At 24.9% G+C, this 23,264-nt stretch carries 19 protein-coding genes and 2 pseudogenes; 20 read left to right on the forward strand and 1 reads right to left on the reverse strand.

Annotation, left to right across the window (positions count from 1 at the left end; genetic code table 11):
* Positions 1 to 9 precede the first annotated feature (9 nt).
* From I2E98_RS05415 to I2E98_RS05510, 20 genes and pseudogenes are all read left to right on the forward strand, one after another.
* A complete protein-coding gene (locus I2E98_RS05415; protein ID WP_195467950.1) occupies positions 10 to 1,182 on the forward strand; it encodes an aminotransferase class V-fold PLP-dependent enzyme in 1,173 nt (390 codons plus the stop codon).
* A 7-nt stretch (positions 1,183 to 1,189) separates the two neighbouring features.
* A complete protein-coding gene (locus I2E98_RS05420; RefSeq protein WP_195467951.1) occupies positions 1,190 to 1,480 on the forward strand; it encodes a hypothetical protein in 291 nt (96 codons plus the stop codon).
* An 8-nt stretch (positions 1,481 to 1,488) separates the two neighbouring features.
* Complete coding sequence (locus I2E98_RS05425) at positions 1,489 to 3,615, forward strand: DEAD/DEAH box helicase family protein (RefSeq protein WP_195467952.1); 2,127 nt, start codon at positions 1,489 to 1,491, stop codon at positions 3,613 to 3,615.
* A gap of 10 nt (positions 3,616 to 3,625) precedes the next feature.
* Positions 3,626 to 3,781 (forward strand): hypothetical protein, encoded by a 156-nt coding sequence (locus tag I2E98_RS05430; protein ID WP_195467953.1) that lies wholly within the window; start codon positions 3,626 to 3,628, stop codon positions 3,779 to 3,781.
* On the forward strand, positions 3,771 to 5,720 hold the full coding sequence (locus I2E98_RS05435) for an AAA family ATPase (RefSeq protein ID WP_195467954.1): 1,950 nt from the start codon (positions 3,771 to 3,773) through the stop codon (positions 5,718 to 5,720). The genes I2E98_RS05430 and I2E98_RS05435 overlap by 11 nt, the downstream gene beginning before the upstream one ends.
* 1 nt (position 5,721) lies before the next feature.
* On the forward strand, positions 5,722 to 6,240 hold the full coding sequence (locus I2E98_RS05440) for a hypothetical protein (protein ID WP_195467955.1): 519 nt from the start codon (positions 5,722 to 5,724) through the stop codon (positions 6,238 to 6,240).
* 24 nt (positions 6,241 to 6,264) lie between these two features.
* Positions 6,265 to 7,092 (forward strand): hypothetical protein, encoded by an 828-nt coding sequence (locus tag I2E98_RS05445; RefSeq protein ID WP_195467956.1) that lies wholly within the window; start codon positions 6,265 to 6,267, stop codon positions 7,090 to 7,092.
* A 12-nt stretch (positions 7,093 to 7,104) separates the two neighbouring features.
* A complete protein-coding gene (locus I2E98_RS05450) occupies positions 7,105 to 11,355 on the forward strand; it encodes a hypothetical protein (RefSeq protein WP_195467957.1) in 4,251 nt (1,416 codons plus the stop codon).
* Positions 11,356 to 11,413: 58 nt separating this feature from the next.
* Positions 11,414 to 13,924 carry a UvrD-helicase domain-containing protein gene (locus I2E98_RS05455; RefSeq protein ID WP_195467958.1) on the forward strand — a complete coding sequence of 837 codons (2,511 nt, stop codon included), beginning with the start codon at positions 11,414 to 11,416 and terminating at the stop codon, positions 13,922 to 13,924.
* Positions 13,925 to 14,293: 369 nt separating this feature from the next.
* Entirely contained in the window at positions 14,294 to 15,346 is a 1,053-nt protein-coding gene (locus I2E98_RS05460) for a hypothetical protein (protein WP_195467959.1), read from the forward strand.
* 79 nt (positions 15,347 to 15,425) lie between these two features.
* Positions 15,426 to 16,370 (forward strand): WYL domain-containing transcriptional regulator, encoded by a 945-nt coding sequence (locus tag I2E98_RS05465; RefSeq protein ID WP_195467960.1) that lies wholly within the window; start codon positions 15,426 to 15,428, stop codon positions 16,368 to 16,370.
* 139 nt (positions 16,371 to 16,509) lie between these two features.
* On the forward strand, positions 16,510 to 16,686 hold the full coding sequence (locus I2E98_RS05470; protein ID WP_195467961.1) for a DpnD/PcfM family protein: 177 nt from the start codon (positions 16,510 to 16,512) through the stop codon (positions 16,684 to 16,686).
* A gap of 88 nt (positions 16,687 to 16,774) precedes the next feature.
* The gene (locus I2E98_RS05475; protein WP_195467962.1) at positions 16,775 to 17,263 is read left to right on the forward strand and encodes a hypothetical protein; all 489 of its coding nucleotides are present in this window, start codon (positions 16,775 to 16,777) and stop codon (positions 17,261 to 17,263) included.
* Positions 17,244 to 17,495, forward strand: coding sequence for a hypothetical protein (locus I2E98_RS05480; protein WP_195467963.1), 252 nt, complete (start codon positions 17,244 to 17,246; stop codon positions 17,493 to 17,495). Before I2E98_RS05475 ends, I2E98_RS05480 begins: the two co-directional genes overlap by 20 nt.
* Before the next feature lie 238 nt (positions 17,496 to 17,733).
* Positions 17,734 to 18,144: a hypothetical protein gene (locus I2E98_RS05485; protein ID WP_195467964.1), complete on the forward strand. Its 411-nt coding sequence runs from the start codon at positions 17,734 to 17,736 to the stop codon at positions 18,142 to 18,144.
* Between the two features lie 48 nt (positions 18,145 to 18,192).
* Positions 18,193 to 18,636 (forward strand): hypothetical protein, encoded by a 444-nt coding sequence (locus I2E98_RS05490; protein WP_195467965.1) that lies wholly within the window; start codon positions 18,193 to 18,195, stop codon positions 18,634 to 18,636.
* A 44-nt stretch (positions 18,637 to 18,680) separates the two neighbouring features.
* Positions 18,681 to 19,274, forward strand: coding sequence for a class I SAM-dependent methyltransferase (locus tag I2E98_RS05495; protein ID WP_195467966.1), 594 nt, complete (start codon positions 18,681 to 18,683; stop codon positions 19,272 to 19,274).
* Between the two features lie 65 nt (positions 19,275 to 19,339).
* A pseudogene (locus I2E98_RS05500) lies at positions 19,340 to 20,963 on the forward strand (AAA family ATPase).
* A gap of 143 nt (positions 20,964 to 21,106) precedes the next feature.
* The gene (locus I2E98_RS05505; protein ID WP_195467968.1) at positions 21,107 to 22,072 is read left to right on the forward strand and encodes a hypothetical protein; all 966 of its coding nucleotides are present in this window, start codon (positions 21,107 to 21,109) and stop codon (positions 22,070 to 22,072) included.
* 13 nt (positions 22,073 to 22,085) lie between these two features.
* Positions 22,086 to 22,253 carry a hypothetical protein gene (locus tag I2E98_RS05510; protein ID WP_195467969.1) on the forward strand — a complete coding sequence of 56 codons (168 nt, stop codon included), beginning with the start codon at positions 22,086 to 22,088 and terminating at the stop codon, positions 22,251 to 22,253.
* 358 nt (positions 22,254 to 22,611) lie between these two features.
* Here the strand turns inward: I2E98_RS05510 and I2E98_RS05515 are convergent.
* A pseudogene (locus tag I2E98_RS05515) lies at positions 22,612 to 23,121 on the reverse strand (manganese catalase family protein); the annotation flags it as partial.
* Positions 23,122 to 23,264: the final 143 nt, after the last annotated feature.

Here is a 23,264-nt window from a genome sequence, read left to right on the forward strand (position 1 = left end):
GGAGTAATAATGAACAAACAAATATATTTAGATAATGCAGCAACAACATTTCCAAAGCCAGAAGTTGTTTATAAGGCAGTGGATAAATTTTTAAGAGAAGAGTGTGTTAATGCAGGAAGAGGATCTTATAAATTAGCTCAAAATGCAACTAACTTAATAGATGAAACGAGAAGACTATTATTAGAACTAATAAATTCAAAGAAAAATGATAAAGTGATATTTACACCATCAGCTACTATAGCAATTAATCAAATTTTGAGAGGATTAAATTGGAATGAAATAAAGAATGTTTATGTTTCTCCATTTGAACATAATGCAATAATGAGAACATTACATTCATTACAAAAGTTAAATGATTTTAATATAAATATAATACCATTTGATAATATAACTTTTGCTTTAAATGAAGAAGAACTTAGAATAATGTATTCTAAAAAAAATCCAGATTTAGTAATTATGTCACATGTTAGCAATGTTACAGGATATATATTACCAATAAAAATATGTCATGAATTAGGAAAGAAATATAATCCTATAAATATTGTTGATTGTGCTCAATCTTTAGGAATAGTAAATGTAAATATTGAAGAAGATTTTTCAGAATGTGATTTTATAGTTTTTGCAGGTCATAAGTCATTATATGGAGTATTTGGCTTAGGCGGATTTATTGAATTAAATGATAAGATTAAATTAACTGAAGTAATAACAGGAGGAACAGGATCAGATTCTACTAATTTAGATATGCCTACTGAAAATGAAATGTTTTTTGAGGCTGGTAGTTATAATATGTATTCTATAGCTGGATTAAATGCAGCATTAAAATGGATTAAAGAAACTGGATGTGATGAAGTATATTCTCATGAAAAGAAATTAACAACTGAATTAATTTCTAAATTAGAAGAAATTGAAGGAATAGAAATTTATATACCTGAAAATCTTGATAATCATATAGGAGTTGTTTCGTTTAATTTAAGTGATTATTTGCCTGAAGATGTGGGGAGAATTTTAGGAGATGAATATGATATAGCTGTGAGAACAGGATATCATTGTGCTCCATTAATAGGAGAGTTTTTAGATGGTAATGCCATTAATGGAACAGTAAGATTGAGTGTTGGATATTTTAATAATATAGATGAAATTAAAGAAGCTGTAAAAGCGATAGAAGAAATTATGGAGGGATAATTAGTTTATGAGTTTAGAAAAATTAATTGAAGATGCATTAGATAATAAGGAGGTTGTAAATAAAAATACTGTTAAGGCTCAAGAAGTAAAATATGAGATAGTAAAAGAATTAGTAAAAATTGAGGTTAGTAAAAACTGGGATATTGTTATGGGATTAGTAAAATGGGGTGATAAAGATCCTAAGTATGAAATTAGAAGATGGAAAAAAGATGGAACAGCTGGGAAGGGAGTAACTTTTACAGAGAATCAACTTAAGGAGTTTATAAAAATTATAAAAGAAACAGATTTTAATTTATAGGAGGGAATATGTCTTTAAGTGATTGTAGTTTTGATATTCAATATCGTTCAGATAATATAAATAAAATGATTAATGAATTTTATAATCCAGCATTATCACAAGCAATAGAATATAAAAGAGCAGTTGGTTTTTTTTCGAGTACATCATTAGCAATCATTGCAACAGGATTATCTAATCTTATATGTAATGAAGGTAGTATGAAATTAATTATATCTCAAAGGCTTAGCAAGGAAGATGCAGAAGCAATAGAAAAGGGATATAAAAGTCGTAATAATATTATAGAAGAAAAGCTGATTGAAGAATTTAATTATAAAAAAAGTGATTTAGAAAAAGAAAGATACAATTACTTAGCACATTTAATTGCAAATAATAAGTTAGATATTAAGGTAGCTATAATTGAGGATTATAAAGATATTGCAATATATCATGAAAAAATAGGAATTATTAAAGATAAATTTAATAATAGCCTTGCATTTTCAGGATCACTAAATGAATCAGGAACTGCATATTCATTAAATTTTGAATCTATAGATGTATATTGTTCATGGGTAAATGAAATTGATAAGAAACGAACTATGCAGAAAGAAAAAGATTTTGATGAAATGTGGGAAAATAGAACTAAAAGATTAAAAATATATGATTTTCCAAGTGCAGTAAAAGAAAAGATATTAGAATATAAAAAGGATGAAATAATTCCAGAGGAACGATTTAATAATACTAATAAAATTAAGGAAGAAGATAATGAATCACCACAAATTCCTAAATGGCTAAGCTTAAGAGAATATCAAAAAGAAGCAATTAAATCCTGGAGAGAAAATGGTTTTAAAGGGCTTTTTAATATGGCAACAGGAACAGGAAAAACCTTAACTGCTTTAGCATCAATAGTAGAATTAACTAAATGCAAATGTTATGAAAATATATTGATAATTATTGTTTGTCCATATACTCATTTAGTAGAGCAATGGAAAGAAGATATAGTAGAATTTAATATCAATCCTATAATTGCTTATTCAGATTATAGATATAAATATTGGGATGATGAATTAGATAAATTAATAAGGAGATTAAAGTTAGGTATAGTAAAAACAGGTTGTGTAGTAACTACAAATACAACATATAAGAGTAGTAAGTTTCAAAATGAAATATTAAAAATGGGTGATAATGTATTAATTGTAATAGATGAGGCACATAATGCGGGAGCTGAACAATTTTCTAAGTATTTATGCGAAAATTTTAAATATAGATTAGCATTATCAGCTACACCAGAAAGACATAATGATGATGTAGGTACAAATAGTATATTCAAGTATTTTGAAAAGGAGGTTTTTACATTTCCATTAGAAAAAGCAATAAGGGAAGGGTATTTAACAAGATATTTTTATTATCCACAAATTATTTATTTAACAGAGGAAGAGAGAAATGAGTATTTAAAAATAAGTAAACAAATAGCTAAATTTATTGATAGTAATGGAAATATGAAAAGTAGTAAAATACTTGAAATGTTATTAATTAAAAGAGCACGTATTATAGCTGGTGCAGAAAATAAAATTGTAATGCTTAAAGAACTGATGAAAGATAAAACAAATAGCAATTATAACTTAATATATTGTGGAGCTACAGAAACTAAAGATAGTGAAAGTGATGAATTATCAAAACAAATTACTACAGTCACAAAATTGTTAGGAAATGATTTAAATATGAAGGTTGCAAAGTTTACTGCTGAAGAGACTATGGATGAGAGGAAAGATATTATTAATAAATTTTCTAATGGTATAGATTTGCAAGCAATTGTAGCTATTAAATGTTTAGATGAAGGGGTTAATATTCCTGCTATAAGAAATGCATTTATTTTAGCAAGTACAAGTAATCCTAGGGAGTTTATACAACGAAGAGGTAGGGTGTTAAGAAAGTATAAGGGAAAGGATTTTGCATATATTTATGACTTTATAACATTACCAAGAAAAGAAAACGAAATATATTCTGCATCTGATAATGAGCTGAAAAATGATTTAACTTTAATAAAAAGGGAACTTATTAGGGCTAAGGAATTTGCCAGCTTAGCGGAAAATAAATATAGATCAATGAAAAAGATAGATGAAATTTTAAATTATTATAATAATTTGGTTTTAGATTAGGGGGTAAGGTATGGGTAATATAAATAAAGATGTTATAAAAAATTTAATTGTTAAAGTTATTACAAAAGAAAAAGAATTTTTAAATGAAAAGGGTATGACTGAGACTCAAAAGGTAAAATGTTTAAAAGATATTATTGAAGAAGAGGTTAATGAATATGATAATTAAAAGTTTACAACTTAATAACTTTAGGCAATACAAGGGATTACAAAAAATAATATTTTCAACGGATAAAGAAAAAAATGTTACGGTAATTAAGGGTGAAAATGGTTCAGGTAAAACAACATTATTAGAAGCGTTTATATGGTGCTTTTATGGTAAATTAACATTACCAAATGCAGATAGAATATTAACAGCTGATATAAGTAATTCAATGAAAAACTTAGATAAGGAAGAAGTTTATGTAGAGATCAACTTCATTCATAACGAAAAGGAATATTTTGTGAGGAGGAGTACATCATTTCAAAAAAATAATTTAAATGAAATAAGAAGAAGTTCCAATGAAGCAATATTACAAATAAAAAATGATGATGGGACCTTAAAAACGTTAAGAATAGAAGAACTATATAGAATAATACCAGAAGATTTATCAACATATTTTTTCTTTGATGGAGAAAGAATTGAAAATATGTCTAAATCAAATAGAGAAGGAAAACGAGATTTAAATTTAGCAATAAGAAATATATTAGGGCTGGATGTGGTATCAAATGCAAAAAAACATTTAGTTAGGGTAAAAACAGAACTAGAAAAAGAATTTAGCAATTCTGCTGATGAAAAGATAAAGGAAATAAAAATTAATTTAGATAATAAGAGAGAGTTAATAGTAGATAAAAAAAATACCTTACAAGAATATAATTTAGAGTTGGATGAAATAGAAAATAACTTAAAATCTATAAGTGATCAATTAAAATCTTATGATGAATTAAGAGAATTAGAAATGAAGCGTATTGAAAAAGATGGGAAATTAAATTCCTTAAAGGTAGAGGTTGAAAAACTAGAAGGTAGTATAAAGCAAATTAATAAGAGAGGTTTACCTGAATATTTAGTTAATAAACTTTTAGTATTATATAAGGACAAGATAGATTTATCATCCTTAGAGAATAAGGGAGTAATAGGAATTGATGGAGCTGCTATAGATTATATTATAAATCGTGGAGAATGTATATGTGGACAGGAAATAAAGGCTGGAAATATATATTTTGATAATTTAATAAAGCAAAAAGAATATCAGCCACCAGCAAATTTAGGAATAATAATAAATCAATTTGCCGAAAAGACGGATGAAGTAAGCAAGGTGGGAAAAGAGTATAGTAATGAAATAAATCATTGTTATATAGAACTAGAAAATAAAAGACGTGATATAGAATCATTAGATGATGAGCTAGAAGAGTTAAGTAAAAAATTAATAGGTATTGATACAGCAAATAACTTAGAAGAAAAAAGAAAAGAGTTAATTAGAGATAAAAGATTAATAGAAGAGAAAATAGAACATTTAGATGTAGATATAAATTCATTAAATAATGATATAAATAATTTAGAAGGGGATCTTCAAGCATCTGCATTAAAAGATAAGAACAATAAAATTACAGGTATAAGAATAGAGTATGTAAAAGAATTAATTAAAGAAGTTAATGATTTTTATATAAAAAGGGATAAGAATATTAGAAATGCACTTAATGAAAAGGTAACTAGTATTTTTTCAGAATTATTATGTACAAGGCATACTATAGTAATAGATGACGATTATAGTTTTGTAGTTAAAGATATAGATGGTGAAGAATCAACATCACAAGGACAAGATGTTATAACTAGTTTTGCATTTATAGCTGGAATTATAGCACTTGCAAGAGAAAAACATAAAGATATAGAAGTAAATGAACCATATCCTCTTATAATGGATGCCCCATTTGCTAAACTTTCAAAATCTCATAGAAAAAATGTAGCTAAATTATTACCCAATATAACGGAGCAATTTATATTGATTACAGTTGATAGTCAATACGAAGGGGATATTGAAAATACATTAAGGGATAAAATTGGATTAGAGTATGAATTACTAATGCATACTGATAATGAAAAATACACTGAAATTGTAGGGGGGAATTAATATGTTTACTAATGAGATTGCAATATATGGCGATTATGGGGTCATGGCAGATAGATTAAAGGAAATAGGACTTTTTGAAAGAATATTAGATGTTTATATTTGTGGTGCTGTGGTAGGTATGATTATGGGGCGCAAGGGTGAAAAAAGGAAAGATAAAAATTCAGTTAAGATTTTTGCAGGACAATTAAACAATGAAATAGTTAGATTGAGATATTTAGCTAGTGTAGCATATATGATTGATAATTCAGATAAGAAAAATACTGAAGAAGGAGAAGACGAATTACTTAGAAATACTTTTGGTGATTGGTTTGGAGTAGGAGACGAAAAAAGTAAGGAAAAATATAATTTATTATATGAATATGCACTAGGTGGAATTGAAATTATATTTAATAAAGTTGATGCAGAAAAAAATGACACTGAGAAACATTTTAATAAGTTTAAAGATTTTATAGATGAAATTGCAATGATAGAAATAGAAAATGACATAGATAGAGTATTTGCAGGGGCATTAAATTTGTAAGAAATTATGAAGGTGGATTAGATTATGAAGATAGATACAACAAAGATGAATTTTCATTCAACATTTAAACCACAGCTAATTTATGTATCAAGATTATTAAAATTAGCGGGACAAATGTATTCAGGAGATGAAAGAAGTATTAGTGATATAACAGGAATACCAACAGGAGAAAGCTCAGGAAAGGTAGTTCCACATTTATATTATGCAAAATTTATGGGCCTTATAGACTTTGTTTTAAAGGATAAAGTATACAATTTAAGCTTAACTAATTTTGGGAAAATAGTATTACAAGAAGATCCTAATATTATTGAAGATATAACTAAGGTAATTCTTAATTATAATATAGCTGATATTAGTGAAGGTGCTCCTCATTGGAGTTATTTATATAGGGTTTTTAATTGGAATTATAATCAAGAGTATAATATTAAAAATATTCAAAGAGACTTAGAAGAATATACAGGAAAGAATAATTGTAAAATGACTGTTGTAAAAAAGTCTTATGAAAGTGAATGTTTTGAAAATTTAAGGATAATTAATATAATTGACAAAGATACAATAATGTTTAATGAGGTATTTCCAAGGATAGAACTATATAATGCATATGCATATACGTTAATAAAGGATATGGAAAAATATTATCCTGATTTAAATGAAATTACTATTGATGAAATTATTGATGAGATGAAATGGAACAAGCCATTAGGGTTAAGTTTTGAAGATGCTTTAGAAGTATTAGATGAATTATCAGACTTAGGGTATATAAAATTAAATAAACAATTAACTCCAATGACAATTATAAGATTAACAACATCAGAAGAGTTATTAGAAAGAATTTATGGTTTTTTACTATAATGGAGGATAATTATGGCTAAGATAGGACAATTAATTCAATTTAATAAAGAAGCATTTTTTGATGGAGCTATACAATCAGATTGGTTTTATAATATAGAAAAAAGAGAAAGTGTTGCTGAAAGTTATATATTTCATGGACCTAAATACTTTGGATTAAATGATAAAGATGTTTCTAGTAGTAAACATAAATTAATAGATACTATATCATTTGTAAATAAAATAGCAGAAAAAATATCATATGATTCTGAAAGTAGTAGATTTGTATTAAGTATAGCTGGATATGGAGCTGGTAAATCACATCTAAGTGTTACCATGGGAGCATTATTTTCAGGAGATAATAAAGGGTTACAAGCAAAGATAATAAATAAAATAGAAAATATAGACAAGTCATTAGCAAATTCAATAAAAGGTGCAATTATAAAGCCTAATTTGGTAATTGTATTAAATGGAATGAAGGATTTTAATTTAAATTATGAGATATTAAAAAATTTACGTTTAGCGCTTCAACTTCATAATGTTAATGATGATTTCCTTAAGGAAATGACTCAAGCATATAATATAGCACAAGTATTTATTGAGAATACATTTTCTGCCTTTGGAGATTTGTATATCAAGTATTCTAAAAATTATAAAAAATATGCAATTTATAATGGTATTGAATTAAAAAATAAACTTATTGCAAATTTAGAAAATGATATAGATGCATTTAATATAATTAATGAAGTTTATAACAATATTAATGGTTCATATATAAGATGGGACAATGGATTAACTGCAGGCGATATATTGGAAAAAGCAAGTGAAGTTTTATGTGATAAGCTTGGAATATTCAATAAAATAGTAGTTTTATTTGATGAATTTGGTAGATATATAGAGTATACATCTTCACATCCTCAACAAGCTGGAGAATCAGCATTACAACAAATATTTGAAGCTGTGCAAAATGCAAATAAAAATATTATATTCGTAGGATTTATTCAATCGGATTTAAGTGCATATTTAAAGAGAGTACAAAATGCTAATGTAAAACGATATGTTGGTAGATTTGATGGAAGTGATAAGTACTATTTATCTTCAAATATGGAAACAATATTAGCTAATTTATTAAAGAAAAAGGATGAAAATAAATTTGAAAATATTATAAATGAATTGGTTATAACTAGGAATAATAATTATAATAATACACTATTTAATAATATTAGTAGGTGGATAAAGGAAAGTAGTACTAGGGGTGTTTGGAGCGATAAAAATTTATATAATAATGTAATACTTAAAGGGACATATCCAATACATCCTATTACAGTTTGGATTATGTCTAATTTATCAACATGGATGCAACAAAGATCAACTCTTACTTTTATTGGAGATATATTTAATAGAATAAGTGAAGCTGAAATTATGGATGAAAAACTATTCTATGTATATCCCACAGATATAATTGAATCCAAATTATTTAATGAATTGTTGAGTGCTGAAGAAAAGGGAATGCAACAAAGTCAAAATTGTATTTTATATAATAATATTATTATAAAATATGAAGGAAAAATAGAGGGAAATAAGTTAAAGGTATTACAAGGAATATTAATATCTAATATAAGTAAGTTTACTCCTTATGATAAAGAAGATATGATCTCACTATTAAAATATTGTACTGGTATTGAAGAGGATAATATAAAAAAAGAAATAAAAGATTTAGAAGAGAATTTTGGAGTAATAAGATTTGATGATACGATTAAAAGGTTTGAGTTATTAGCTGATGGAAATGGGAAAAATGAATTTAACAGAAAATTAGTTAATAATAAAATGAGAGCTGCAAAAGGAAATTTTCTAAGCTATATAGATGATCAATTAAGACAGGATTTAACAATTGCAAGAGATGAAGAAACTACATTTGCTATTGATAATAGTATTAGCTCTATAGAATGGAAGTTTTCAAAGAGGTTTGTTCACTCAACTGATATAGATGAAGATTATATAAATAAGGCATTAAAATTATTGAAAAGTGCTCCAGCATTAGAGACAAATAGGGGATTAATGCTATTTGTATATGTAGAGAGTGAATCGCTTAATGAAATTGATAGAATTAATAAAATAATAAAAGATAAAGATTTAAAAAATAAAGATATTATATTTATACTTATTGAAGATTTTGAAGATAAGATAAGAGATGGATTAATAGAATATAAAGCCTTAAGTGAATTTAATAATCAAGATTATCAAACTTATAGTAAATTTATTTTAGCTAATAAAAAAATTGTGGTAAATAAAATAGTTAGAACATTTTATGAATTAGCTCAACGTAGAAAAATATTAAATGGTGATGGCATAGAAGAAGTTAACAAAAGGTTAACTGTTTATTGTAATGATATATTTAGAAAGAATCACAGTAAAGTTGTTCCTTTTATTTTTGATGGATTTGAAAAGAAGTTAACTGGAAATATAAAAAACTATTATTTGACGATATGCAGAGGATTAATAACTAATAGTATAACTAATAAGCAATCTTTACAAGGATTAGATCCTAAGATTAATAATAGACTTAAATCATCATTAAGTGTAGAAAATCCAAATTCATGGAAAGTTTTATCAAAGACAGGAGCATTAATAGAACCACAGGCAGGGATTATTAAGGAAATTTATGATGAAATAGATAATTCATTAAAACTTAATGAAATTAAAACCATTGAAAGTGTGTTTAATAAGTATTTATATAGCCCATATTCAATGAATGAGTATTCATTAGGATTATTGATATCTTACTATATAGGATTAAATTCAAGCAATTTAAATATATATAGCACAAAAATGAAAGTAAAAAAATCAGAATTTGCGAATCAAATATTTAGTGATAAAAAGATAGAGTTTGATAAATTAAAGAAGTATAGTATTCAAAAAATAGAGGGCACTAAAGAGGATGAAATAAATAAGATAATAGATAAAATATCAAACATAATATATGTTGAAAATTGTGCAGAAGCATTAATAGAACTTAAATCATTAGAAAATGAAGAGATAAGTAATGAATGTTTAGCAACAGTAGAATTATTAAAGGAAAAGGTCTATAGAGGATTAGATAAGAAAAAGAAGATATATGAGCAATTAAATGCTTTTAAGGATTATGTAGAAAAATATTTTGTATTAGGATTCAATATAAGAGCTTTAGGAAAATTATATAAACCACTATTTGTAGGTAATTTTATTGGGAAAATTGAAGATAGTGAATTTGAATATAGCAAAGAATATAGATATGAAGTAGTTAAATTAAGAGAAACTATTATAATGAATATTGAGAATAAATTACCTGAGTACTTAAATAAATCATATAAGTTTGGATATGTAGATTTAAAGGAAGAAGGCAAAAATGTAAATTTAATTTGTCAAGTATTAAATAAAATAGGGCTAGAAAAAGAAGCTATATTACTAGAAAGCACTTATAAATCTAAAAAGCAAGAAATAATAGAAAATCAAAAATATATAGCTATTTTTAATGAGTTTAATAGTTTTATAAATTCTAATAGTTTACTTAATACAAAAAATTATAATGATTTAGAACAGCTAAAGGAATCTATAATTAATTGGAATGAAAGAATTCAAAATTTAGATATATCAACTGTTAAAAGAAAACAAATGATAGAACAATCTATTCAGCTTCAAGAAAAGATAAACTCTAGACGTGAAACTCTAGATGAATATAAAATTAAAATATTTAATAGTTTAAAGAATGTTGGTTCAATAGATGAGCTTAGACAAATAGAATCAAGCATTAATACTTACTTAATATATCTACCAATCCAAGAAGATGAGATTGAATTAAAAAGCATATTAGATAAAATAAACAATGTATCCAATAAGTTAAAACAGTTAGAGTTAGCAAGAGATAATAGAGCTAAATTTGAAAGTATAGCAAGAGAGTTTAAATATGAAACCAATAATGAATTTACAGAAAAGTTGTTAGATAAAGCAATTATAGAAGGTATTAACTATATGGATGCTGCTGATGCTAAGTGGGTACAAAATAATATTTCTTATGTAAAGGAAAATATTTCAAAGTTGTCAATCGAAGAGTGTGAAACTTGGAAAATAAAAAATAGAGATATACCACTATATCTTAAAGATGAGTCAATATTATTATTAAAGAATATAAATACTATAATAAATGATAAAATTAAAAATAGTAGAGTAGAAGGAATAATATCTATATTTAAAGAATTAGATGAAGATGAAAAAGAAAGATGTTTAAGATTGTTACATCAATATGTGTAGTAAAAATAAGCTAGAAGTATACTTCTAGCTTATTTATAATAAAAAGGGTGGAATTGATATGGATAATAAAGAGATGCATAAAGAAGAATATTTACATTTAGATTTAGTTAATAATTGTATAGAAAAAAAGTTAAGTACTTTAGAAAATGATATAAAAAAATATAAAAATAATATTAGTAATGGTAAAGAAAATACTAGTGATGTAGAATTAATATCATATGAAAAAACAAGAGAAAAATATAATGATATAAATGATGCGCAGAATGTTCCATATTTTGCAAGAATGGATTTTAAGTTTGAAGGAGAGGATGAGCCAGAAACAATATATATTGGAAAAGTTGGAATGGACTTTGATAATGAAGAAGCTAATATAACTGACTGGAGAACCCCTTTAGGAAATATATATTATAAGGGAAGCTTAGGAGAATGTAATGAGGTATTTGTAGATAATAAAGGAAATATAAATACTATTTCGGGAAATAAGTTATTAAAAAGAAGTATAGAAATAAAGAATAAAGAAATTGTAAGAATTCAAGATTTAGAAACTCTTGCTGAAACTAAAGCAAAAGAACAAGAAATGGCAGATAAGTATTTAATTGAGGTATTAGAAGCTAGTTCAAGTAGTAAGTTAAAAGATATAATTGCTACAATTCAAGAAGTTCAAAATAATATAATTAGACAGGAATTAAATAAAATAGTATATATTCAGGGATGTGCAGGGAGTGGTAAAAGTACAATTGCATTGCATAGAATTGCATATTTATTATATCAATATAATGAAAAATTAAAGGATGAAGACATATTAGTAATTGCACCAAATAAACTTTTTGTAGAATATATAGGGAGATTATTACCTGATTTGGGTGTAATTAATATAATGCAAAATACTTTTTCAAATTTTGTGGAAACCATTATTGGAAAAAAGATAGATTTTATTAAGAATAATATTGATAATCAAGAGATGAAAATAAATAAATTCGATAAGGGAAGTCTTGCATATAAAAATGTAATTGATAATTACATAAACGATATAATTAAAAGTATAGTACCTAAAAGCGATTTGACATTATATTCAAATGTAATACTTTCAAGAGATGAGTTTAAAAAGATATTTTTAGAGGATTTTAGTAGTTATAAATTAAATGAAAGAATATTAAAAACTAAGAGTTATATAGAGAAGATTTATAATGAAAAGATCGGAGATTATGTAAGATTAAAAGAAAATGAATATAATTTGTTAATTGAAGATTTAAAAAGTGAGGCTGTAGCATATCCTAAATTACAAAAAGAAGTTTCGGAGATAGTAAATGAAAAAGAAATTGTAATTAAAAGAATATTAAGACAAGCTAAAGTAATATTAAATGAATATTTAAATCAGTTAAAGGAGATAAACTCATTAGATAAATATTTAGAGTTAGTTACAAATAGAGCTATTTTAGGATATAACTCAATTAATATTATTAGTAAAGATGATGTTAATAGTATTTTAGAGCGTGGTAAGCAAGGATTATTTGAGGATGATTTAGCAGCAATATTATATCTTCATTCCAAAATTAATTTAATTAATAGATATTATTTTAAACATATAGTAATAGATGAAAGTCAAGATTTAAGTCCATTTGAAATTTATTCATTAAGGAGCTATGTATATAATAATTCCTTTACAATAGTTGGTGATATAAATCAAAGAATCATTCCTAATAAGCTTAGTTATGACGAAGAGTTAATTAATTATATATTTGAAGATAAAGTAAATTTAAAAACTTATAAGCTAAGTAAAAGCTATAGAAGTTCATATGAAATTATGATGTTTGCTAAAGAAATTCTTAAGTTTAATTCAGTTAATAAAGATTATTTACCAGAACCAATAGAGAGACATGGTAGTAAGCCAATGATTATAGGTAAAGGATCAGATGAAGAGATAATAAGTGAAATAAAAGAATTAGTTGATAATAGGGATAAACGATATTTAAATGTTGCAATTGTGTTTAGAAATATTCAAAATTGTAAAAAATATTATAATTTAATAAAAGATAAATTAGATATAAATTTAATTACGGAAGAGAAAAACTATAATGGGGGGATATGTATATTCCCAGCATATTTAACGAAGGGATTAGAGTTTGATATGGTAATAATAGGAGATTGTGATAATAAAAATTATAGAAACAATCAATTAGAAACAAATTTACTATATGTTCAGAGTTCAAGAGCAATGCATAGCTTAACAATTATGTATTCAGGAGCTATGTCTCCTTTATTAACAAAAATAGGAAAAGAATTTTATGATGAGAAAGAAACTGATAGAGAGAAGCTAATTAAAATTAAAGCGCTTAAAGATTCTCTTTTAACAATATTAACTTGTAAATTCGGATCAGTTAATGAAAAATTTGAAGAGATAATAAAAGAGGAATTTGATTATAATGAAATACAACAATTAATAATGAAAGCATCTATAGTTAATAATATTAACGAAATATTTGCAGATAAAAATGTATCAAAATTAAAAGAAGTAGAAGTTATAGATGAGAGTGTTGATAATTTAATAGAGGGATTATTAGATGATTGAAAGGGAGAGGGGGATAATAAATATTATCCTATTACGGCTTTTTCATGGACTGTATTATCAAGTGAGATTGCAATAAAGAAAATTGATAAATCGTTTTTAGAATATAATGAAACTGGAATTCCAAAAGGAATATATACGTATTTTGATATTACTAATATTAATTTAAAAGAAAAAATAAATATTACTATTAAGCATAATAATGAAAGTTTTATAGCTACAATTACAACTGATAAAACTTGCAGAGCTAAACTTTCTTGGGGAAATGACTTAAAAGTAGACTTATTTAAAAATATTAATTTAAATAATTTTACTAATAATACGGATTTAAAAGCCAAATTTGTAAAAAGAGGCAAAAAAGAATATGAAATAATGTTAATAATAGAGACAACAGATAAGAATTATAATAAAAATAAACAGAAAATAAAAGAAACTACATTTACAAATGGTGAGAATAAAATTTTAAAATATCATTCTGAAGAAAATAGAGATTATTATATTTCAAACGATAATGAAAAAGTTGAGTGCCAAAGCATTATAGAAATAAAACAAAAGATTATAAGGAATAAAAAAAACTTATCTACGAAACAAATGTTAGTTGCAGAATATATTATTAATAATATTGATACGATTCCAGATATAGAAAGTGCAGCAGAGTTGGGGAAAAGTTTAGGGGTAAACGTAGTAGTCGTAAAAGTAACATTAAGTATGCTAGAATTAGGAGATTTTTTAACTTTTAAAGAAATTATTAAAAGAAGTATAAAAGAAAATAGTATAATAAAAAGTGACGACATAAAGGAAAGTTCAGAAGATATTTCTATAAAAAATGAAGAGGTAGATTTTGATAAGCTAATATCAAATATATTAGGTCAAGATAGTATATCAAAAGAGGAAGAAAAATTTAATATTAGTAATATTAAAAATGTACTAGAATCAAAATCTATTAATATAGAAGTTGATACTTCAGATGAATTAGCTATTGATAGTGTATTTAAGGAAGAACGCTTTAATGAATTTAAGGAGTTTTGTTGCTATAATAAAATAAAAAGGATAACAGATATAACATATGATGATATTATGGATTTTAAGTTTGAAAAAAATATAAGTAGAGAGATACTGAGTGAGATAGCACGGGTAATAAACCAATACGATTATGAGTATAGTAAAAGTTATATTAATTTAGAGTTAGAAGAGTTAAGAGAAGAAATATCCTGTAGATTATGTAATTTGAAGCCTGAACAAAAGGTAATAGGCGAGTATATTGTTAAAAATTTAGATAAAATACATGAGATAGGGAATCTTAGAGAGCTTGCTGATAGCATAGGAGTTAGTCAATTTAAGATACCAGCGGTTTTAACCAAATTAAACTTAGGTACTTTTACCGCATTTAAAAAGAAGTTAAAAATGATACTTATAATTAAGTAGGTTATAAATTAAAACTTAGGGATAAGTAAGCTTATCCCTATACTTTTATATCAAATAATATTTAGGAATAGATTTATAAATGGGAAAAGTAAATAATGCACTTAGAATGTTAGCAATTCTTAGAAGTAGAAAAAAAGTTACAAGAAAAGAATTAGCAGAAGAGCTAGAAGTAGATATTAGACAAATAACAAGATATAAAGAAGATTTAGAATATGCTGGAGTTACAATTACAGAAATAAAAGGTAGATACGGTGGATATATTTTAGAAAACAAAGATTACTTATTAAACTTAGAGTTAAGTGATAATGAGAGTTTATCATTATCTAAGACAAAAGATTTTCTAAAGGGACAAGGCTTACATTTCTATAATGATTTAAGTTCAGCAGTAGAAAAAATAAAGGCTATAAATCCAAAAGATGATATGTATAACTCAGAAAATATATATAATAAAGGAATTAAAATAAAAGCCAATCAGCAAGAAGAAAGTAAAAAATGGCTTACTATTAATGATGGAATTATAAATAATAGAAAAATAAAAATTAAATATATGGATTCTAACGGAAATATAACAGAAAGAAAAATTCATCCTTATGGATTATATACTTATTATGGATCTAATTACTTTATAGGAAAATGTGAAGAAAGAAATGCATTAAGACAATTTAAACTAGTTAGAATAAAAGATATTGAATTATTAAAAGAGAAGTTTGAGAAAGATAATTTTGATTTATCAAATCATCTAAAAAATACACTTGGAATTTTTAAAGATAAAAGTTATGAAGTAAAACTAAAAATAACATATCCATATGCTATGGGCTTTAAAGAGTATTCATGGACTGAAGATGAAAAAATAGAAGATTATATTGAAGAAGGATATATAATTTATAAGGCAACAGTAGAAGGTAAAACGGAAATTATTCCATGGATAATGGGAATGGGAACAGCTTGTACTGTTTTAGAACCATTAGAATTAAAAAAAGATATTATAAAAGCATATAAAGATGTGCTTAACAATTATAAATAGTATTTAATGAAGCTATAAATGAAGCTATATAAGAATTAAACATAGAATTCTTATATAGCTTTTATTATTGATCTAAATATAATAATTGATCTATAATTTCTTGTTAAATTAATTATTTTATAATAAGGAGTTAGGTAACATGAATAAATATAAATTTAATATAGAAGAAATACTGAACAAGGAAGTAATAGTTGAAGCTGAAAACTTTGAGGAAGCTATGAAAACAATTAATAAATTATATAGAGATGAAGAAATTATCTTAGATTATGATGATTTTGTAGGATATACAATAAATTATATTAATGAAGAAAAATAAATTTAAAAAATATTTCAAAAGGACAATATAAGTCACTATTAAGATTTATTATATAGGCATAGAATAAATTATTTAAGAGGTGGCAGAAATGATAAAAATAAAACATAATTTAGATGCAAATAAATTCAAATGGTTATGGTGTAAATATGTACAAGCAGGAAATGACGAAAAGCATTGTACAAATTCTTTAAAAGGAAAGTATAGCAAAAAGTTTAGTAAACATAATGAAAACTTTAATAATGAAACAACAATAATATTTGATGAGCAACCAGAAGATACTTTCAAGGCTATTTATATATGTGGAGTTATTAGTAAAGGATATAGTGCAAAAAAGAATTATCCACATAATGTTCATTTAGCAATTGTTCCAAAGAAAGGTGCTAGATGTTTATATCAATTTGAAGAGTGGACTATAGAAATTGAAGATGGAATGATTTCTATGATTCCTGAGATTGAAGAGCTTCCAGCAAAGTATCAAGATTTACCAGAGCAATATGTAACTTGTAGAATATTCAGATGGGCTATTGGATATTTCTTTAATGAGGAGGATAATGGTAATGAAAGTATATGTAGTTAATCATACATTATTTATATTTTCTCCTCATGAAATTGAGGTGACTAATAAAGTATTTACTAAAAAAGAAGATGCTTATAAATGTTTTAATGATCTTATAAGTGAAGCAAGAATAGCAGCCTATGAATTTGATAATGGGCAAGGGGAATTAAGAAATGATGAATGTTTTGAAATGCTAGTTGATGAAATGGATTATGAAGTTCAAATAACAATTGAAGTTGTAAATTTAGAATAACTTAAAATAGCTTAAATGGAGAAAGGGAATTTATGATAGAAAAAATAAAAATTATAACTATAGGTTTAATAAAAATAATAGGATTTATTATAAGTCTTTATATAGTGCAACTTATAGGATTTAACATAGGTATTAGGTTGTAAAGAAATGATAAAATACTTTTATTAATTAGAGAATATATAATGGATGAACGTATTATTTAATCATTATACTATTATAAATTATAAGAGGTAATAAAATGAGTAAATTAGAGAAAAGAATGAAGTTAGCTAATGAAGCTATAGAATTAATTAAAGAATTTAGAGAAGAAGCTGGAATATTAGGAAATAATCCTTTAAAATCAGTGTCAATAAAGGAAGATGGAGAAATAATTGAAGTAGATGATGAGTTTGACGGAATAATCGAATATTCACTTATAGAAATAAGTTCAATATTTTTAACAGAAATGAGGGGATGGGGACCATGCTCAGCTGGATTTTATGAAGCTATGGATTTAGCACTAGATGATTTAGAAGATGATTTTAACAAATATTCTAAAGAAGAATTTAAGGAGTATGCTGGAAGCTTAAAATATGCTGAATATAGATGTGAGCAAATATATAAAAGATTAGAAGAAATAGGAGAAGAAGCATCAAGGTTAGATAATTAATTTATTAAATAATATTATAAATATATAAAGATAAAATGGGAGGTAAAAGTGGAAAGTGTTATATTAGAAGAGGTAATTGAAGAAATAATAGATGAGGAAAGTGTAAGAAAAGCATATTTAAATATAATATTATTAAGAGGTAACATAAAAACTAAAGAAGATTGCTTTAAATTTTTAGCTAGTGTAAATTTATTAAATTCTTATGTTAAAAAAGATTATGCACTAGAAGAGATAAAGAAAAGTTACATATTTAAGAATTTTATATCAGATGTAATTGAAGATATTATATTAAATAAAATCAGTGGTGTTGATATATATTATACAAAAGAAGTAGTTTATATAAATATAAATGGATATCAATTTAGTTTTCATTATGTAAAAGAAACAGATATAATTAGGGAGTATAAAAATAGTGCAAGAAATATAAAGCAAGAGTGGAAAGGCATAAGATTGCAACCAATAGCCTTGTCTATATTTAATAAAGTATCCTAAGCAATATAATAAAAAATTAATTTAGTTTAAAGGAAATGAAACAAATGATAAACAGAACATTAGATTTTTACAACAACAATTCAAAATCATATATAGAAAGTACATTATCAGTAGATATGAGCCATCTATATAAGGATTTCCTAAAACACATACCTAAAGGTGGACATATACTTGATTTAGGATGTGGATCAGGAAGAGATAGTCTTGAATTTATAAAACAAGGATACAATGTTACAGCAGTTGATGGGTCAAAAGAATTATCAATTGCTGCAAGTAAACTTATTGAACAAGAAGTAATTTGTAGTAAATTTGAAGAACTACAATTAACAGAAAAATTTCATGGTATATGGGCATGTGCCTCATTGCTTCATATAAATAAAAGAGACCTAATTCAGGTAATAAAAAATATATCATCTAATTTAGAACATAATGGAGTATTTTATATGTCATTTAAATATGGAGAAAATGAGTATATTGATGAGAAGGGTAGATATTTTAATTATTATACAGAAGAAACATTTAAAGAAATGCTATCACAAGTACCAAACCTAAAGATAAAAACTATATATAAGTCAGGAGACACTCTTGGTGGTAGAAATAATTTAGTATGGCTAAATATAATATTGGAGATAAGATAATCTGTTTAAATATTAAGTAATATGGGCTATAATAAAGATATAGTGATTAAAATAGGAGGGTAGTTATGGCAGTATATTTAAACACAAAAAGACAACTTGAAAATTATAAAGCATTATCATAGAAAAAAGTACTTTGTAGATAAATCATTAATTATCGAAAAATTAAATGAATTAATATGTACTGATGATAGATATGTATGTATTACTAGACCAAGAAGGTTTGGTAAATCTAGTGTTATAAATATGCTTGGAGCCTACTATACAAATGCCTTCAATTCTAATGATATATTTGATAATTTAGAAATAAGTAAATGTGAAACTTATGAAGATAATTTAAATAAATATAATGTAATTAGCATATCATTCAATAAAATCCCTGAACATAGCAATACTTTTAAAGATTATATGTCTATGATAAAAGAGTCACTAATAATGGATATAAAAGAAGCATATCCCAATATAAAGGTTGAAAATTATTTTACAATAAGTGATATGTTAATGGATACTGGAGACAAGTTTATATTTATTTTTGATGAATGGGATTATATTTTTAATAATGATTTATTTGAAGAAAATCAGAATGAATTTTTGGAGTTTTTGAGAAATCTTCTTAAGGACCAGCCATATGTAGCACTTGCATATATGACAGGAGTACTCCCAATAAAGAAGTATTCTAGTGGATCAGCACTTAATATGTTTGATGAGTATACATTTTTAAAGGATAGAATATATGATGAATACTTTGGTTTTACAGATGATGAAGTTAATGAATTATGTAATAAGAATAAACTAATTGATTTTAAATATTTAGAGAAATGGTATAATGGATACTTAACTGCTAAAGGAACTAGAATTTATAATCCACGCTCTGTAGTTAAAGCTCTTCAAAATGGATATTGTGAAAGTTATTGGACTAATACTGGAGCAATGGAAGAGGTAAAGGAGTATTTAAAATATAATACTTTAGACATAAGAGAAGATGTAATTGCAATGGTAGCTGGTGAAGAAGTTGATATTACTATAAATGAAGAATTTAGAGCAGGTCAAGGGCAACCTAAAACTAAAAAAGAAATATATTCTGCAATGATAATATTAGGTTTTTTATCTTATCATGATGGATATATTAAGATACCTAATAAAGAGCTTATGTATGAATTTGAAAAAGCAATTAAGGATGAGTCATTTGGGGAAGTATCAGAAATAATAGAGAAATCAAGAAATATGTTAAAAGCTACTGTAAATAGAGATACTGAAGTTGTGAAGAAAATATTACATGATATTCATAATTCAGAAATTCCAATACTTCAATATAATGATGAAAATTCATTAGCCTGTGTGTTAACTTTAGCATATTTATGTGCTAGAGATACTTATAGAGTTGAACGTGAAGAGGCATTGGCTCACTTAATGAATTCGAAGAATGAATTTAGTGAACAAGCCCATCCTACTGTAGTAGGATGTTCCAATAAAATATATGCTGATTTCACTTTTCATCCAAGAAGAAAAAATGATATAGCATTTATTGTAGAGTTAAAAAAGGATGAAAATGTAGATGTAGCATTAAATCAAATTAAAGAAAAAGAATATATTCAAAAGTTTAAAAAGGAAAATAATGAAGTTTTAGCAGTTGCTATTTGTTATGATTCTAAAAGAAAAGAACATAGTTGTAAAATAGAAAAAATAAATTAAGATATTTAAATTAAGATATTTAAATAACAAAAAGATCTGGTATTATGCTAGGTCTTTTAATTTTGAAATATTGTTAAAAATTTCTAAAAAGAATATAATAAAGATATATATTTGTAAAATTTGGGGTTTGAGAGGTTATTTTAGTGGGGAATAATAAGTGGAAAAGAAAATTGATAAACTTTACAAAATCAACATTATTCATTATTATATTAAGCTTATTAGGATTTTTATTTGGAATTACAATAGGAAAAAGTAATAATTTCTTATCAGAAAGTATATTAGTTATTATATCTATAATAATAGTAATAGGGTTATTAATTTATATTTATATAAAAGTCAATATATTTAACTCTTTAATATCATCTGCTACAAAGAAAAAGTTTAAAAAATATCTTTATTTTACAATGGTATTATTATCTTTTGTAATGTATTATTTATATAATAAAGAAACTTTTTTAAAAACATATAAGCTAAATAATTTTGGAATAAATCAAGGTCAGTATATATTTATTGTAAATTTTATTGGATTTTTTGCAATAGCATTTATTCTTTATAATTTAATTTTAAAAGAATATTCACTTAAAAAATTGAGTAAAAATGAAATAGAGTTATCTGAAGAATTGGATATAGCTGATAAACAAAGTAGCTTAATAAACAAATATGAAGAGATAATAAAAAAATATTCTCAAATAATTTGTAAGATTGATAGGACAATGAATTATTTAGATACTGAAGGTCTTATTAGGGATGATTATGAAATAAATGAATATATTATAATCATAGAAGAATTTATTAAAGAGTTTACCTTAGCCATTAATGATATTAGTATAATAGTAAAATCAAGTGATTCTTTTGAAAGTTTTGCAAAAGATGAACTAGGATGTAATTCTTTTAATATTAAAAAGATAAAAGCTAATATTGAAGAGAATAGAGTTTATGTACATAATAATAGGATATATATTATGTATGGATCTAGTATAATAAATGATAGTATGGTATTGATTATTGATATGGACAATGCTTATCCAGGAGAATTAGGATTATTAGTTTATAGTTATTTGTTTTCAGTAGAAACAAGTTATTCAAAATATTTAATTGATGTAATGTGAGGTGTATTTTATTATGGAAACTAATTTAGAAAAATTAAAAGTTATAGCAGATAAAAAATCAGAAGGTAAAAGTCAAAGAAATAGACCCATTGTAATAGATATATCAACACCAACTAAATCAGGAGTTGATATTAAGGATAAGGTAGAAAAACTATATAAAAGTCTTTTAGTAAAGGCTTAATGTTATTTGTAATATTTTTTAGCTATATTGAGTATTGTATATTATGAAATAATAGGGAAAAGGTATGCAAGAATGTTGACTTCAAGTTTAGAGCAATTAAAGGAACTGAATAAAAATAAGGATGAGTGTAAGAAGTGTACTAAGAGTTATATTATTATTAATCCAGTAATTCCTATAAAATCAGGAAACGATATTACTAAAAAAGTTAAAAGTATATATAATAACTTTTGTTGTAAATTAAATTAAAAAATTAGGCTATGTTAGTTTGATTTGTGAGAATATGAGTACAAAAATAACCATACCAAGTGTTTTTAATAACTGGGTATGGTTTTTTGTAGTATTTTTTTAATAAGTATTTTTATTTATTAGGATTATCAAATGAAGGTGGAGTTGGATTTGGAGCTTCGTGAGAAGGACCAGGAGTTGATAAATCAAAGTATAACTTAGAATCTTCAGTTACCCCAAAATCTTTATTTGATCCAGTATTTTGAACTTTATTTAAAGCCTCTCTAAATAATGCATTATGAGCCTCTTCTCTATTAAGTAAAAAGTCTATTGTTGCTCTAACTTCCTTATCTTCAATTTGTCTATAAAGATATTCATAAACAACTTTAGCTCTTTGCTCAGAAGCTATATTAGATAATAAATCTGCAACTAAGTCACCAGTAACTGTTACATAATCAGCATTCCAAGGATGACCTGAAGAATTAATAAGTACTGGAGATAATCCGCACTGAACATGAGTTTGAATTTCACCATTATCAACTTCAGTATTATCAACATCATGGCCATTTAATAAATTTATAGTTTGAGCTACCATTTCCATATGGCTTAATTCTTCTGCTGCAATATCTAAAAATAAGTCTTTATATTCTAAGAGATATTTATATTTTATTGTTGTCATATTATAAAATGTAAATTCAATAAGAGATTTTTAAAGTAAGTAATGGTACAATATTTTAGTAATTAATAAATTACAATTTAGTTTTTATAAATAATTATAAAAAGGAG

It is taken from the genome of Clostridium sp. D43t1_170807_H7 (assembly GCF_015555905.1).
Lineage (GTDB): Bacteria > Bacillota > Clostridia > Clostridiales > Clostridiaceae > Clostridium.